The following is a 16052-nucleotide window of genomic DNA, read 5'->3' on the forward strand; positions in this document are numbered from 1 at the left end:
GTAGCTTCGAATATCAAAGGTGAAATCGCCTGTTTAGTGATGAAAGCGTAGTAAGATTTATTGCGCGTCTGATCACTATTATTTATACTATATTATTCTTTTTCTCGCCGGTAGTTAGAAAAGTGGAAGGGCTACTCCAAATTGTTTTAAAAAGGACGATGTATTCTATGGAGTTAAAATTAACTAAACCAGATACGTTATTGTTGATGGAGTTCGAAAATTTGAAATCTTTTGACGACATAGCAGATTTGTTAGAAGTTCCCCGCAAAACTTTATGGCAGAGTGTCGTTGAAACTAAAACATATTCTTCTTTTAAAATACGTAAGAAGAATAGTGATAAATACAGAAACATAAATAAGCCTTCAAAAAACCTTGCTATTATCCAAAAAAAATTAAATTATATATTAAATCTTAAATATAATTCCTCTCATAAAGCTTCCCATGGATTTGAAAAAAATAAAGGCATACGTACAAATGCCGAATGTCATCTTCGAAGAAATTTAATATTAAATTTAGATATAAAAGATTACTTTTCAAGTATTAATTTTGCGAGAGTAAGAGCAATGTTTATGGCTTATTTTAAATTTAATAATGAAGTAGCTACTACGCTCGCTAATATTTGCTGTGATAATAATAATGTATTACCCCAAGGGGCAGCTACTTCACCTATAATTTCAAATATTATTTCTTATAGATTAGATAAAAAATTAGATCGTTTAGCTAAACGCTATGGATGTATATATACAAGATATGCAGATGATTTAACATTCTCAACTAACAGAGGGAAATTCCCAACAGAAATAATTACTATAGAAGAGGAAGAAGTTATTACTGTTAGCGAAAAATTGGAGAAAGTTATTCGTGCTAATGGTTTTAAAATAAATGAGAAAAAAACTAGATTATCAGATTCTAGTAAAGCTAAATATGTAACAGGTGTGAAAGTAAATACTAAATTAAATGTTAATAGAGGTTATATTAGAAGAATTCGGTCAATACTTCATACTATAGAAAAAAATGTAGGAGATTTAGATCAAGCATTAAAAATATTTAATGAGAAATATCCATTAAGAGATACATATTTTAAGACTGTAGATATGTTTAATGTCTTAAGAGGAATGATTTCTCATGTAGGGCATATAAAAGGAAAACAAGATGCTTTATTTAAAAAAATGGCTAATCGTTATAATGATTTAGTTGATCAGATAAATAATAAATACAATACATATTATCCATATATAGCTATTCCATTAACATTTAAAGAAGCTAGGGAGCAATGGACCTTCGTAATTGAGTCAGATTCTATTAGTTATTATTTAGAAGGTTCTAATGTAGATGACATCATTACCGACCAGGGGAGTGCATTTTTGCTGAAAGGTATAGGTTTAGTTACAAATTGGCATGTTATAAAATGTTATCTTGAAATATTAGAAGACGAGATGTTTGATTTTGGGGAAGAGTATTTCATTCCTATTCATAAATCCAGATATTCTAATGAAAAGTGGTTTGCAAAAATTGTTAGTTATGATGTAGATAGAGATTTTGCAGTGTTGAAAGTTAAAGACCTTGATACAAATAGGTATGGATTTAATCATTCAACAGAAATAGTAGAAGATATGGAATGTTCTATTATCGGTTACCCAGAGTATAGAAGAGGGCAAAGTTTGCATTTTGAGAAAGGTAGGACTAGAGGAGAGCGGACTGTTAGTTTTGGTGGTCCTGAATATACAAGATTTAGTGTTACAATGCCAATTTACGGTGGTAATAGTGGTGGGCCAATATTAAATAATTCAAATGAGGTAATTGCAATTGCTACTAAAGGTAGGGGAGAAACGGTTACTGAAGTTGTCCCAATTAGTGATTTAATAAATGCGATTAAAAATAATGAAGTTATCATGTTAAGAGAGGCAAAATCATATGTTCGAAACAGTAAATGAATTCTCAGAATACAATAAAATTTTTAATGAAAAAAAGGCGTTTTTGAAAGCAAAAATAGAGAAATTTAAATCTCTAAAACCAGGCAGTTTTGAATACAGCTGCTATATGGATTTAATCTTGGTAGATGTAAGAGCAATGTTGTTGGAAAATGATAGATATGCTAAAAATTATACTATTCAAAATCACTTTCGACGTTTCACAGAAAAAGGGAAGCAAAGTTTACTAAATAAAGTTGCCGATAACATTGATGAGTATTTGAAAATTGAATTAATTGAAGGGCTGTCTATTAAAGAATCAATTAAGTTTTATGTAGACAAATTTTTAGTACATTTTGATGATGTTAATAGCCATGATTTTGACAAGAAAGAAGAAATTATTCAGAGTTTAATAAATAATGAAGTATATAATTTACAAGCTATCGTAGAAAATGTGCTAGAATATGCCGATTCTGCACAATCAATTATCATTGAACAGACTTTATACAATTTAACTAAAAAATGAGTGGAGTTTTTTGAATATTTTAAAGTGAACTTTACTACATCTATTTAGTATATTTTGTCCACGTACAGCACTCACCACATTGTGAAGCGGTTGCGTGGCTTGAACTAGCCGACTAATCCCATTAAGCGTGTTTCTCAACGTACGCTTTATTTGGATGTGTCTTAGTTATATCTAATTTGATATTTGTTGAAACATAAAAAGCAGACGGTTTAGAAGTGCGTTAATACACCTCTAATTGGCCGTCTGCTTTTATAATTACTAACAAAGTAAAGTAATGTTAAAATTCTGTAATAGTTAACCTATAGTAACTTCTAATTTTAAATCATTATTTTGTCTTCTCAGTTTTTTTATTTTTTCCACTTTTTCTATTGATTCAATATCTTCAAATTCTAAATCATCCGATTTATTGGAGAGTAATATTGAGTTTCTTAGGATCGTTAAATCATATTTGAATTGTATATAATTATTTGTACATATTTCGAATTCATCAAAATATGCAAATTTAGTTTTTCCATTATATTTTCAACGCTTTTGCAGATAATTCTTGGTTGAACACCTCCGATAAGTATTTCTCTGTTGTTAAGTACAGCAATCCGTTGCCTTCGAGTTTTGGCGAGTTTCCTAAAGGAATGGTTCTCTTTATTAATTGTGCATACAGCTCAGTCTCTGTCAGATTTCGCTCAAAGTTTCTGTTGGCATTCTCTTTTATGAGTGCAAGTGCACCGGATACATGTGGTGTTGCCATCGAAGTTCCGCTTAGTTTTGCATAAGTTCCGTTTAAATACGTTGAAAGGATTCCTTCACCAGGAGCTACTAAGTCGACTTCATTATTCGAATTTGAAAATTCAGAAGAACTGCGTTGCAGGTTAATGGATCCGACGCTGATGACTTCATTGTAGCAGGCGGGATAGGAAAATTCATTAGAAGAACTCTGTCCATCTCCCTCATTACCAGCGGCACAAACTACTAGAATTTGATTAGTGATTGCGTTTTGAATAGCCTGGTGTAACTCAGGTACATCGATAGAACCTCCGAGACTCATGGAGATAATATCCACCTTTTGTTCAACTGCATAGTTAATACCATTTATGATCCAGTCGTATTGTCCTGATCCACTTTTATCAAGCACTTTTAAAATCAATAAACTTGCTTCAGGTGCAACACCAACTACTCCTGTGCCGTTACTAATTGCAGCAATTGTGCCAGCCACATGGGTTCCATGGCCACTATAATCGATGTATACATCAGGTTGTCCATCATCATCACGAGTGAAATTCCGTCCGCCGATAATACGCTCACTCAAATCAAGGTGGGTGACGTCGCAGCCTGTGTCCAATATCGCAACAGTGATTCCCTTTCCTTTAGAATTCTCCCAAATTTCTGGTGCTGCAATAAGTTCAATACCTTTTGGCACCACTTCGACCATTTCGATCACTTCATCCACTTGATATGGAAATAAATGTAACTTTTGTTCCATTTGTATCCCTCCCGAAAGAATTAAGTTTCAAGTGTATTCTTGGTAGTTGGTAATAGTCTAACAATTCTGAATAATTATTAAAAGTTACAATAGATGTGTTTTTATCTAACTATCGGAATTTTAAAAGTGAAAATAGTATTGGTGTCTATTAGTCAATCACGCATGATAACAATCTTAAAGAGTGTGAATGTTTGTACTTGAACTAAAATGCGTTAGTATTACAAAACAGGTACTTATGATTTTTCATAATCGGGTGTGTTAGTGATAAGCAACAGTCAAAGACGCATAAGAAAACAGGCTAGACTTCACTTAAATAAGATTCGAGCCTATATTATAAAACCCACCAGCACCAATGTGTTGCCACATACAGTCGACGCATTGTGAAGCGTTGGCTTGGTTGGAGTTAATTTAATAATTTGCAAAGAGCGGATTCTGATTTTGGAATCCGCTTTTTCTTATTGTTATAAAAAACGTCGGATTCTTCTTGCTCAAGTTGCGGTGGAGGCGGAGATTAAAAATAATCCTGTATTATTAGCTTAAACTTTGATACCTGTTATAGATTTTCATGAGAATAAATTAATATATACGTTAGTACTACAAATGAAGTTTCAGAAATATGTATGATTCTGGAATTAATGTTTTGAAATATGTAAAAATAATGAATATTTTAAATTAAATGTCACCGACCTTCTTTTGTACGCTATTATTAAATTTATAATAATTAAGGAGGGGATATTGTGAAAAAAAGCTTTTTATCAGTTATGTTAACGGTAGCATTATTAGTCTCGTTACCGTTTTCGGCTTTAGCAAACGATTCAACAACTGAGGTAGCTGCCAGTCAAAACTCACGTGTAACAATTGAAGCTTTTCTTGAAGAAGCTGTCACGGCTTTAACATTTCAGCATGCTTCGGACTATATGAGAGCAGAAGTCATTGGAAATTGGCTTGGTGATCATCAGTTCGAAAATACAAGTGACTACATTACGGAAAAACAAGCGGCACTTATTTTAGTAAAAGCGCTTGGTGCAGAAACTAATGAGGAATCGCTGGATGATTATAGAAAAACAGCGGAAAAACTAGGCTTATTTAAAGGTGTTTCCAATTTACAACAGATTACCAAAACAAAGGTTTTAAAACTTTTTAGTAATGTAAAAGACTATCAAAACAAAGATATTGATAACACAGGGGCACAAGAAATCTCTGTCGAAGATTTTATGCGAAATCCTGGTAGTTTAGGTTATCAATTATCTCCAGATGGCCAATATATCGCTTACGCTGCTGAATGGGAAAGTCGCTTAAATGTGTTTGTAAAGAACATGGCTGATGAGAGTGAGCCTGTGCGAGTAACAAGTACAACAGATCGAGATATTGCAGGGCTTTTCTGGAAAGATAATAATATGTATTATTTAAAGGATAATGGGGGAGACGAAAACTATCATATTTACTCGTCTTCATTTAACGGTGCAGAAGAAAAAGATTTAACACCGTACCCAAATGTTGTCGTGCTTCCTATTGATTATTTAAAAGATGTTCAGGATGAAATTTTAGTCATGATGAACAAAGAAGATGCAACTGTATTTGATGTTTATAAATTAAATGTAAAAACAGGTGAAACAAAATTAGTAGCAAAAAATCCGGGTAATATTTTAAGCTGGATTTCCGATAGCAATGGGCAAATTCGTATGGCTGTAGCATCAGACGGGGTAGTGGGTGCTGTTTTATATCGTGAAACAGAAGAAGAAGAGTTCCAGCCGTTTATCACAATGGATGCTGGTGAAACAGTCTCGCCATTAGGGTTTTCTCAAGATAATCAATTTATTTATGCTGTATCCGATAAAGGTCGAGATAAAGCGGAACTAGTAAAATATGATTTAAAAGGCACAGAAGAAGTGATTTTCTCAAATCCAAATGTAGATGTTGCGGGGGCTCTATATAGTTCTACGAAAGATCAGCTCCTTTATGCAATGTATATCACAGATAAAGTTCACTATAATTTCTTTGACAGCGAGTTCGAAAATCTTTTCAATAAAATGAAAGATCAACTTGGTGTAAGTGCAAGTGAATTTGGGATTAACGACTTCAATAAAGAAATGACAAAATTTATCGTAAGCGTTTCTAGCGATACTGTGTATGGAAAGTATTATTATTATGATGCTGAAACAGAAACAATGACATTATTAGCGGAGTTAGGTTCATGGTTGGATGCTAGTAATTTAGCGGAGATGCATTCTATTTCCTATGAAGCGAGAGATGGTCTAATAATTCATGGTTATTTAACATTACCAAAAAATAAAATGGCTAAAAATTTACCGTTAGTTGTCATTCCACACGGTGGTCCATGGGCTCGTGATATGTGGGGATTCAATAATGAAGTACAATTATTAGCAAATCAAGGCTATGCAGTTCTTCAAATGAACTTTAGATCATCAACTGGTTACGGTAAAGAATTCCTAGAAGCGGGCAACAAGCAATGGGGATTAAAAATCCAAGATGATATTACAGATGGGGTACAGTGGGCAATTGATTTAGGAATTGCTGACCCAGAGAAAATCGGTATTTACGGTGCTTCCTTTGGTGGCTATGCAACATTGGCTGGTATTACATTTACACCAGACTTATATGCAGCAGCGGTTGACTATGTAGGGGTTTCAAATATCTTTACACTATTAGAAACAATCCCACCATATTGGGAAACACAACGTAACATGTTTTATGAGCGTGTAGGTCACCCTGAAAAAGATAAGGAACTGTTAGAATCTGTTTCTCCGGTATTCCATGTCGATAAAATTAAAACACCTTTATTTGTAGCGCAAGGGGCGAATGATCCCCGTGTGAATAAACAAGAATCGGACCAAATCGTAGAAGCACTTAAAAATAGAGGTGTGGAAGTAGAGTATATGGTAAAAGACAATGAAGGGCACGGTTTTGCAAATGAAGAAAACCGTATCGAATTCTACAATGCAATGGTAGAATTCTTTGCGGAATATTTAAAGTGAACTATAATTGAAACATTTGTATAAAATTACAAAGAACGGATTCCAACTCTTGGGATCCGTTTCTTTCTTGCAGTGAGAAAAAGATAAAGAAACAGAAAAATTGTTTCTTCATCTTCTATTTTGTGTTTCAAGAGACGTTTATTTTATTTCTCTTTTTCAAAGACAGCTACTAAGCGGCCTTTAACTTCATGATTTTTTAGTTTTTCTAACCCTTTATCTATTTCCGCAAAAGGAATAGTAATTAACTCAGGATTCATTTTACCAGTAGTAAAGCAATCATATACACCTTTTAAATCTTCTACTGACCCACCGTTGCTTCCTAAAAGCTTAATTTCTTTTGTAATCATTAAATAAGTATTAATATTAGATTCTAATTTCCCCATACCAACAATTACAACTGTTCCTTGTGGTCGGATTGCTTCTAGTGCATCAGAAGTTGTTTGACCGAAACCAGCGAAATCAACGATGACATCACACTCAGCTTCCTTCATATTTAAAATCGTATCATAAACCTTGTGAGCACCTAATTCTTCAGCAAGTTTACGAGCTTCTGGAGAAATGTCCGTAGCATAAACTTCGCAACCTTTAATAAGTGCCATTTGTAATGCAAATTGGCCAAGACCACCAACACCAATGATCCCTAATTTTGTCCCTTCTTTTGCTTGTCCGATGCTAAAGATTGCGCGGTAAGCAGTAATTCCTGCATCTGTTGAAGCGGCACCTTCGACAAACGAAACACCTTCTGGAATAATGACGCATTGGTCTGCAGGAACTCGAACTTTTTCTGCATATCCACCATCATAAGTATATCCAGCAGTTACTTTTGTTTCACGATTCATTGGGTTAGCTCCAATACGATCCCCAACTTTAAAACCCTCAACACCTTCGCCTACTTCAATAATAACCCCTGCAAACTCATGGCCCATAATAACTGGACCATTTGGGAAAAGGGGCATCCAACCAGGATCTTGTAATGCTGCAACATCTGAATGGCATAAGCCAGCAGCCTTTACCTCAATAACAACTTGACCTGGAATAGCTTTCGGATCTTCCTTTTCAATTAATTCTAGCGGTTTGTTTGTACCTGAAAAAAGCCAACCTTTCATACAATCGCCTCCAATTTGTTTACATCATAAGCGCTCAATAGTCATTTCCAATCAGTATATATTTATATACCTATAGGTTTTGAAGTATTTAATGTAAATAGTAATATTAAATCTTTGAAGGCTTTTCCAAAGATATTTTTTCAAATTCAAAGATGCTATTTCTGTGGTAGGAAAAGGAGAGCGAAAAAAAGACCTAGAGATAAAATTCTCTAGGCCGCTTTTTATTTCTGAAGAAGCACTGGCTACAAACCTTAAAGCATCTCTACATTATGATTTAATCGGGTAAGAAATTGCTTGAGTTGCTGTAATTCGCTATCTGAAAAATCATCATAGAGGTCATTCAAAAATTGATCTTTAAACATTGTACAACCATCCAATAATGCTCGTCCTTTATCGGAAATCGTTACAAGTACTTCACGGTTGTTTTTTTCGTTACGTTTACGTTCAACGTATTGCTGTTCTTCAAGTAACTTTAAATGACGTGTAATTGCCGATTGATCGATCGCCAGTGATTCTTGTAATACTTTTTGTGTAACACTACCTTTTTTAACTAAAGAAACTAAAATTTCATATCTCGTCAAACTAACTTCTGTTCTTTTTTCAAAAATTTGCGTTACGTGACGCTCTAATCTTTTTAACATCATAATCATCTGTTTTTTATCGTCCAAACAAACTTCCATACTAACCCTCCCCACATTAAATACTCTTCGTTTTGCGCTAACCAAAAACTTATGTTCGAACTCGGTCATAGTTATAGAATAACTTTTAGGTATCTAATTATATACCTCTCTGGACGTTTTCTCTGATGACTATATGGTAGCATTTCTGTTCATTTGGATAAAGCATAACAAAAATTAAACTAAGATATGATGAATGATTTAGTGATATAGATCAATAACCTGTCATATGAAAGCTTTCTCTAATTATCTAGCTAGAAAAATGAAGAATTTGTTCGATTGGTAAACGTGATGAATTACGAGCGGGCATAGCAGCCTTACCGATAGCAATTAAAATCATCGGCAGCTCATTAGCAGGCAGTTCATATTTTTTAGCAAAGGCTGCTTTATCAAAGCCGCCCATTATTACTGTATCATAGCCCATATCCTTCGCTAAAAGTACTATTTGCATAGAAATTAAACCTGAATCTAAATGGGCAATATTACTGCGTTCAGCATCAGAAAAACTGCTATACGCCGTTTCAGAATTGGAAATCATCATATCGGCAATCTCACGTGGCATATAGCCCAACTCAACATTTAAATCGTTAATTTGCTTAGCATTTTTATACATTTCAATATCGCCGATTACCGCAATAATTGCTGATGATGTTTCGATTTGCTCCTGATTAAATCCAGCAATGCGTAATTCTTTCTTTTGCTCTGGATCATCAATAACAAGGAAGCGCCAAGGCTGTAAGTTACTCGATGATGGAGCTGATGTTGCCTGCTCTAAAATATACTGTATTTTCTCTCGAGGAATCGTAACACCGGGCTGATATTTACGCACTGATTTACGTTCATGCATTAATTTCTCTAAAGCTGTTTTTTGCTGTGACATTTTATTCACCCTTTTTGTTGGAATTTGAATCGGCTTTTATTATAGTTGATTAGTCAATGATTGACAAGTCATATATCATTTTGTGTTTTTGATAGGAAACCGATTAAAAACTAGTAGATAATTTAATCTGTCAATTATCTTTATTACTATATAATAGGCAAAGTATTCAAGCACAACACTTTACCGTCCCATATGATAAAAAGAATAATCATTATTTGAGGAGGAGTGAAGGGTATGTGCAACCATGAAAAAGAGAGTTTTTATGAGGAGGAATATTTTCCAACTCACAAAAAAGAAGGACATTGTAAAGGGGATTGCCATAAGGGCAAAGATAAAGGAGCTTGTGTCGAAGAAGTTCTTGAAGCAATTTTAAAGGCGCAAAGAAAAGTGGAGAAAGAACATGAGAAGAAGTGTTCTTCCTGTGATGAATCATTTGAGGAACTTTTAGAAGAGCCTAAAAAGTTTAATAAAAATACAATTCCTTTTATTTTGTATTGCGGGTGTGAGCCATTTAAAGCTGAAGGAGTAGGTGCTTGTCCGGTAGGATTGAAGGATAAGAAGTTCGTATGTATAACTACTTTTGTTTTTAAAATTAGGGAGTTAAAAGGCAATTGTGCTGAGTTGGAACTTTTAACATTTAAACCAAAAAGAGACCGATGCGGAAAGATTCATAGTCCTTGTGATCAAATCAATCACCAGTATGTTGACGACTTAATGAAAACAGGGATTTGCATCACTGTTGATTTATCCTGCTTCTGTGCCATTTCTACTTTGCCTGCTGTACGACTATAGAATCTTTTATGGTCATATAATAGGTGAACTCTCCCCTCAGTTCACCTATATTATTTATCCTCCAAAAACCTCAAGAATATCATCAACTTCTTTTAGATCTAAATCGGTAGTTTTTGGCTGTGCCTTTTTCTTTGGAATTTTTACATAGGCTTTATTTATTTGATTTTCTTGCAACATTTGTTTGATTTCGGCTAATTCCATTAAAATATCTTCATTTAGCTCTCTTTTTTTAATCGGGTGGAAATATTCAGTAAGAGCTGATAATACTAAATGAATGAGGGTCTGATTTTCGGTATGGTATTCGATTTGGTTAAAGATTTCTGCTGAAACCTCCACTGTCTCTCCACTTTTAACATCAATAAAATGCGTTGGGACTGTTAGAGCTGTCTGATTGAAGTAATCTGTATATAATCTAGACATTTCCATCATCCTCAACTTCTCACGGAGATGAGGTTTTCATTTTCTTGTTCTGTTCGAATCTGTTTCATTTTTGCAAGAATCATCAGACCATGAACATTTAATTTTTCCATATTTTCAGGGAAAGTTAACTGAATTGGTCGTCCTCTGTCGGCCCAACGAACGGCCACTTCCTGGATTTGTTTCTGTGCTAGTTTGGCAGCTCCTCCTACAGCAATATATCGCGTAGCTCCCTTAATTTCACTTGAACTGCTTCTGACCCGATCAAAGTGTTCCAAGTACTTTATGGCCATTGATTTTAATTGTGGAATAATATATTTACTTATGTCTTTTCTAACACCTGCGAAAGGCTCCACATACCATTCCGATTGTCCGGCAGCCAGTTTTTCTTCTAATTCAGCACGAGAATCAAATTTATATAATTCATTTTTACTTACCTTTTGAATGATATTATCGAGGAATTGATTGATGCCAAAGGTTTCTCCTTCTACAGAAGCAACCGGTTTATTATTCTTAATTCCAACAAAATCTACAGAATCCCCACCTAAATCTCCAATAATGATTCCCTTTTGTGAATCCTTAACAAGGTCGTCATCTTTGATGGCCAGTGTTTCTTGATCCCGTGTTAATCCAAGGTAAGCACAAGCACCTTCCGCACCAATAATGACATCTTCTACATATAATTTAACTGTTAATTCTTTCGGTTCGGTAACACCTGGTACTTTATGAAAAATGACGGTATGAGTCCCTAATAACCGTTGTCTGAACTTATCCTTCATTTCCCTATATTGAGTAGTTGGCAGTGATACGGCTAATTGATCAATGTGGTAGTGTATTTCAGTTTCATTAGGATTTAAGCAAACAGCATGAAATGCAGCTAAACCAAATAAAAGAATATAAGTGCGATCTTCATCGACCTTTTGATTATTAAAACCTGTTAGACTCACATCACGTTGTTTAGTAGCTGCCTTACCAATGTAGTATATTTCCCTTTTGTCGATAAGGGCATGACTTTTGAGTTCAACAATCATATTTTCCTCAAATTTGATATCTCCTTCATCGTAAGGTTTTTCATAGAATTCTTCATCATATAAAGAGATTGCATTTGGTATCTGGTAATCCCCGTAATATCCGCCATCGGATGACAAAGCTTTATACCAGCTGTTCCCGCAATCGACCGCAAGAAAGTTTTTCCCTTCCATGTTTTCACTCACCTCTCTTTTCAATTGTATGCACAGCAATAGCCCACAGGTGCCTGTACTTTTTAATTTCGTGCTCATATGATTTTAGGCAACCGCCCAATGGATGGGCATTTAGCCCGCATATGATGCACTAATTGAAATTTAGGAGGGGCAAGATGTACGAAGATAAAAAAAATGATGTGTGTAACTTCCCGTTAAGCTTAAGTGAGTGTGATAATAAACCTCATAAACCGAATGTAAGTATTGGAAAAATATATACAAAAGTACCTGTTGTATTGGCTGAACTCACGGTACAAGTAAATTTAGATACCTGTATTAAATTTCCTACGCCTGTCTTGGAAATAAAAGACGTGAAAAAACAGATTAAATTAGTACAATGCAGGTTGCTTCTACCAACGAATAAATTATTTATAAAAGGGTTTGTGCGGAAAAACATTCAATATGCGAGCCCCATTAAAGAACAAGATTGTGATTTAAGTACTATTTCTTCCAGTATAAATTCTTTAACGGTTGATGTTCCTTTTAGTTGTGTAACGGAAATCAAGCATTACTTGAGAAAACCTGTCCAGCCAGCAATCAACAAACGGAGTGAGTTTGATTTCTTGATTTCGGATTCACTGCCAAGTGGTTTTCCGGAAAAAGATGATTTTCTATCAAGCGATCTTTCTCAATTTCATCAAAACTCCACTCAATATTACAATGAATTGCCATTTTGTGAGCTGATTTCAAGTAATATTATTGAATGGGATGAAGCGATTAATCGGTCTCCTTTGGCAAAGAATGCCCCTATAGGAGAAGGTATTTTCACTCAAATAGAGGAAAAGATGGTCGTTGATATTACTTTAAAAGTACTTCAAAATCAGCAAATTCGTGTATCTTCAACAACTAATGATGATTGTGATGAATATTGTTAAGTAACTAACTTCAATCCAGATAAATATTAGATTTTCACTGCTGTATATTTAATGGAGTAAAAGAAATTTTTAGCTTTTCTAAAGGAGGGGAAAGGGGGGGATGTTTATGAGCATTCCTTCCAATAAGCGATGAATAATTTCCGAAATCCATATGTAGACCCCGACTCATTTCAAGGTAAAATTTATGATAATTATAGAAATCACACCACCCCCCAGAGCATTCAAAATTTCTCTTTAAGTAATCAAGAAAAGTTCGAACAAAAGGAGACGCAACAAAATCAAAAAAGTAATCAATATGGCAAAACTAAAAAACATACTATCTATATAAATCATCAATTAGAAAAAATAAACGATTCAAAACTTGTTATGTTTTCACCACCTAAAGTCGACTCGATACAAAAGCCTTTAAATGAAGATCCAATAGATGAGTTAGCATTTAATATTGCTCAAAGTAAACATCCAGAAAATGAAAAAAAGGACAAGGAAGAAATAGTTTCTACTTTAGTAAAAGAATTCTCTCTAATGCTTGAGGATAATTCTTCTATACAAGAAGACAAAGACAAGGATGAAACTATATTCATTTCGGATAAAAGTACATCCATAAACGAAAATAAAAGCCTTGATGAATTTACCAATAATGCAAATAATGAAAGCACAACTGAACATCGTGTTCATACAAAACACGACAATTCCGAAATGTTGCTTGCTGAATTTCATTCCATGCTCGATGAGGGAAACGATGATTTATTATCTAAAGGAGAGGATATTAAATTATTGAGTGAAACTAACGACAATATTGATGATAATTTCCTCCTCATGTTTTTAGGAAGAAGCGAGGAGTTGCAGGAAGAAAACCAAAATAACAACACGAATGAAGAAGATATTGATACGTTGAAAGAACCTACCAACCCTATGGAAGAAAAATATCTTACCATGCTTTCAGAAAGCGATGAATTGCAGGAAGGAAATCTGGCTATTCATATGAATGAAGAAGATATTGATGAATTGGATGAACCTACCGACGACCGCATGGAAGAGAAGTTCTTCACCATGCTTTCAGAAAGCGATGAATTGCCAGAAAAAAATCAGGTCAGTCACATGAATGAAGAAGCTATTGATAAGTTGAAAGAACCTACCGACACTATTGAAGATGAATATATCACAATGCTTTCAGAAAGCGATGAATTGCCAGAAGAAAATCAAGACAGTCACATGAGTGAAAAAGCTGCTGATGAGTTGAAAGAACCTACCGACGCTATTGAAGATGAATATTTGACTATGCTTACAGAAAGTGATGGGGTGCAGAAAGAATACGGTGACAGTTTATTTACAACCTTAAAAGGAACAAAACCTGATAAAACAGAGGATTTATCTAATTTAAAGGACCCCCATTTTATCAGCTATGTCGAAAAGAAAAAAACTACAACTGTCAAAATGCAAGTATTGCTGGCTAGATTAGAAATAGATATAGATATCGTTGAAACAATGGATTTGGTAATGCCGCTTGAAAATATAGTAAGAGTAGAATTATCCATTCAATCGCTTGATTGTAGAGTTGTAATCCCTTCAAAGAAAGTCTTTCTAAAAGGTGAATTCATCGCAGAAATTGAATTTAGTAACGAAGGATTAGAAAATAGAATCCAATCAATGAAAGTCTCTATTCCGTGGTCAAAAACGGCAAACATTAACTGGCTATCCGTACCTGAATACTCTCACAGTAATCAATATGAATATATGTTCCAATCTCCCAGTGAATCTACCTCCAATATCCATTACAAATCTCACCATGAATTCGCTGAGCCCATTAATAGTCAATTAAATCAAATTAATTTTGTATGGCATCAAGAATTAAATCCGAATAATCAACAGCTTCAAATTAATGGATTGGCTCAATTGTCTATAAATTTCTTACAGGAACAATTAGTTGAACTGGATTGCTACTCGAAATAACATTGAGTAGCTTTTTTTTATGGGGGAAGAAGGACAGGTGTTTTCTACATAAAAATGTGTGAATTTGACAGATTAAAAAGCATAGAATTTCAGTTAAATATACTTCATTACAGACCATAAGAGCTTATTTCTAGAATCAAAATCAGAGTGAAAAAGATTGACCTTAAGTTTGATGAATTATTAAAAGTTTTCCAAAATTGAATCATCTGACTATTTGACTGGCCTACGTCCTAAAGTCATTCGTTCATATGTTAGGGATGTAGAGTGAATAACTCTAACAAAAATGAAAGGGGTTTAGATAATGACAGATCAACATTATTCAAGTAATGATGGCTTTCCAATGAAGGATAGCTATCCAAAACACGGAAAAGGTCAAAGCAAAGGGGAGGATCATGGGGTTAAATCGAATCAACAAATTCCTGTAACTGATTCCGACGTAACTTTAGTTACATCTCCACTAACAACACCTACTTTTAAAATTCCAATTGTACTTGCAGAAAGAACACTTCAAATCGTCGTAGAGTCAGATATTTCTCTTTATCCACCAGCTACGGAGATTAAACGTGTTAAAAAACATGTATTTTTAGATCAAGTAAAATTAGTACCAGTAGCATTCGCACCAATTGGTACAACTGGCTTTTTCACAGTTACAAGAGCGAAATTATTTGTAGGAGGACATATTCGTAAAAATATTGAATATGCTTCAGCAGATTACAATGCACCACTACAAGATCGAATCGCAAATGTTCGCTTCTCAGGTTTTGCAGAGTTAACAGCTGATGATTTCCTAAATCCACCTATTTTTGGCGTATCAGAAAATGCAGAAGCTAATTTCGTTAACGAAAAAACTCAAATGGATGCTCGTTTGGATAAATACTTCTTCCAAAATCTTGTGAGATACAATGAGCAACCATACGGTGAGTTAGTTGCTGCCAACTTCTTTGAACTTGATTTTTCACCGCACTCCACTTATCAAGATGGATCTTTCCACACATTGCGTGAAAAAATCGTACTTGACCTTACTGTAAAAGTATTACAAGTTCAACAAATTAACGTGCCTGGAGGTGGCGTGGTATCAGTAGTTCCTGACCTTCTTCCTGGTATCACTCCTCCACCTGCAGAAGAATAAAAGTAAGCTAGTCTGCTCAGAAAAAAGAAGAGAAGGCATCCAAAGTCGTTTATTCGATTTTGGGTGCTTTTTTATA

The 16052-nt window shown here is 34.4% G+C and carries 13 protein-coding genes; 7 read left to right on the plus strand and 6 right to left on the minus strand.

Going from position 1 to position 16052, the window contains the following annotated elements; all coding sequences use genetic code 11:
- The first annotated feature begins 167 nt into the window (after window positions 1-167).
- On the plus strand, window positions 168-1934 hold the full coding sequence (locus tag SNE38_RS06665; protein ID WP_336046156.1) for a reverse transcriptase domain-containing protein: 1767 nt from the start codon (window positions 168-170) through the stop codon (window positions 1932-1934).
- On the plus strand, window positions 1915-2436 hold the full coding sequence (locus SNE38_RS06670) for a hypothetical protein (protein ID WP_336046157.1): 522 nt from the start codon (window positions 1915-1917) through the stop codon (window positions 2434-2436). Before SNE38_RS06665 ends, SNE38_RS06670 begins: the two co-directional genes overlap by 20 nt.
- A 514-nt stretch (window positions 2437-2950) precedes the next feature.
- On the opposite strand, the gene SNE38_RS06675 is transcribed toward SNE38_RS06670, so the two are convergent.
- Complete coding sequence (locus tag SNE38_RS06675; protein ID WP_191704940.1) at window positions 2951-3913, minus strand: S8 family peptidase; 963 nt, start codon at window positions 3911-3913, stop codon at window positions 2951-2953.
- Between the two features lie 737 nt (window positions 3914-4650).
- Between SNE38_RS06675 and SNE38_RS06680 the strand changes: the two genes are divergently transcribed.
- Window positions 4651-6909, plus strand: coding sequence for a S9 family peptidase (locus SNE38_RS06680; protein ID WP_191704941.1), 2259 nt, complete (start codon window positions 4651-4653; stop codon window positions 6907-6909).
- 143 nt (window positions 6910-7052) lie between these two features.
- Here SNE38_RS06680 and SNE38_RS06685 read toward each other — a convergent pair whose 3' ends face one another.
- From SNE38_RS06685 to SNE38_RS06695, 3 genes are all read right to left on the minus strand, one after another.
- Window positions 7053-8015, minus strand: coding sequence for a zinc-binding dehydrogenase (locus SNE38_RS06685; protein ID WP_191704942.1), 963 nt, complete (start codon window positions 8013-8015; stop codon window positions 7053-7055).
- 251 nt (window positions 8016-8266) lie between these two features.
- Window positions 8267-8695 carry a MarR family winged helix-turn-helix transcriptional regulator gene (locus SNE38_RS06690; protein WP_336046158.1) on the minus strand — a complete coding sequence of 143 codons (429 nt, stop codon included), beginning with the start codon at window positions 8693-8695 and terminating at the stop codon, window positions 8267-8269.
- 247 nt (window positions 8696-8942) lie between these two features.
- The gene (locus tag SNE38_RS06695; RefSeq protein ID WP_191704944.1) at window positions 8943-9572 is read right to left on the minus strand and encodes a nitroreductase family protein; all 630 of its coding nucleotides are present in this window, start codon (window positions 9570-9572) and stop codon (window positions 8943-8945) included.
- A gap of 234 nt (window positions 9573-9806) precedes the next feature.
- Here SNE38_RS06695 and SNE38_RS06700 point away from each other — a divergent pair, with 234 nt between their 5' ends.
- Window positions 9807-10364 carry a CotY/CotZ family spore coat protein gene (locus SNE38_RS06700; protein ID WP_336046159.1) on the plus strand — a complete coding sequence of 186 codons (558 nt, stop codon included), beginning with the start codon at window positions 9807-9809 and terminating at the stop codon, window positions 10362-10364.
- Window positions 10365-10418: 54 nt separating this feature from the next.
- Here the strand turns inward: SNE38_RS06700 and SNE38_RS06705 are convergent, their stop codons facing one another.
- Together SNE38_RS06705 and SNE38_RS06710 are read right to left on the minus strand one after the other, a co-directional pair.
- Window positions 10419-10784: a dehydrogenase gene (locus SNE38_RS06705; RefSeq protein WP_191704946.1), complete on the minus strand. Its 366-nt coding sequence runs from the start codon at window positions 10782-10784 to the stop codon at window positions 10419-10421.
- A gap of 11 nt (window positions 10785-10795) precedes the next feature.
- Window positions 10796-11983: a ParM/StbA family protein gene (locus SNE38_RS06710; RefSeq protein ID WP_191704947.1), complete on the minus strand. Its 1188-nt coding sequence runs from the start codon at window positions 11981-11983 to the stop codon at window positions 10796-10798.
- Between the two features lie 155 nt (window positions 11984-12138).
- Between SNE38_RS06710 and SNE38_RS06715 the strand changes: the two genes are divergently transcribed.
- From SNE38_RS06715 to SNE38_RS06725, 3 genes are all read left to right on the plus strand, one after another.
- A complete protein-coding gene (locus SNE38_RS06715) occupies window positions 12139-12897 on the plus strand; it encodes a CsxC family protein (protein WP_336046160.1) in 759 nt (252 codons plus the stop codon).
- Window positions 12898-13026: 129 nt separating this feature from the next.
- Window positions 13027-14847, plus strand: coding sequence for a hypothetical protein (locus SNE38_RS06720; RefSeq protein WP_191704949.1), 1821 nt, complete (start codon window positions 13027-13029; stop codon window positions 14845-14847).
- 340 nt (window positions 14848-15187) lie between these two features.
- Window positions 15188-15976, plus strand: a complete 789-nt coding sequence (locus SNE38_RS06725; RefSeq protein WP_191704960.1) for a CsxC family protein — start codon at window positions 15188-15190, stop codon at window positions 15974-15976.
- Window positions 15977-16052 lie beyond the last annotated feature (76 nt).

The organism is Solibacillus ferritrahens, assembly GCF_037027585.1.
Classification (GTDB): Bacteria; Bacillota; Bacilli; order Bacillales_A; family Planococcaceae; genus Solibacillus; species Solibacillus ferritrahens.

Bases quoted from the DNA above. Each gene is read 5' to 3' on its own strand.
- SNE38_RS06685 (WP_191704942.1), bottom strand. From the start codon at position 8,015: ATGAAAGGTTGGCTTTTTTCAGGTACAAACAAACCGCTAGAATTAATT.
- SNE38_RS06725 (WP_191704960.1), top strand. From the start codon at position 15,188: ATGAAGGATAGCTATCCAAAACACGGAAAAGGTCAAAGCAAAGGGGAG.
- SNE38_RS06710 (WP_191704947.1), bottom strand. From the start codon at position 11,983: ATGGAAGGGAAAAACTTTCTTGCGGTCGATTGCGGGAACAGCTGGTAT.
- SNE38_RS06670 (WP_336046157.1), top strand. From the start codon at position 1,915: ATGTTCGAAACAGTAAATGAATTCTCAGAATACAATAAAATTTTTAAT.
- SNE38_RS06695 (WP_191704944.1), bottom strand. From the start codon at position 9,572: ATGTCACAGCAAAAAACAGCTTTAGAGAAATTAATGCATGAACGTAAA.
- SNE38_RS06690 (WP_336046158.1), bottom strand. From the start codon at position 8,695: ATGGAAGTTTGTTTGGACGATAAAAAACAGATGATTATGATGTTAAAA.
- SNE38_RS06700 (WP_336046159.1), top strand. From the start codon at position 9,807: ATGTGCAACCATGAAAAAGAGAGTTTTTATGAGGAGGAATATTTTCCA.
- SNE38_RS06705 (WP_191704946.1), bottom strand. From the start codon at position 10,784: ATGTCTAGATTATATACAGATTACTTCAATCAGACAGCTCTAACAGTC.
- SNE38_RS06720 (WP_191704949.1), top strand. From the start codon at position 13,027: ATGAATAATTTCCGAAATCCATATGTAGACCCCGACTCATTTCAAGGT.
- SNE38_RS06675 (WP_191704940.1), bottom strand. From the start codon at position 3,913: ATGGAACAAAAGTTACATTTATTTCCATATCAAGTGGATGAAGTGATC.
- SNE38_RS06715 (WP_336046160.1), top strand. From the start codon at position 12,139: ATGTACGAAGATAAAAAAAATGATGTGTGTAACTTCCCGTTAAGCTTA.
- SNE38_RS06665 (WP_336046156.1), top strand. From the start codon at position 168: ATGGAGTTAAAATTAACTAAACCAGATACGTTATTGTTGATGGAGTTC.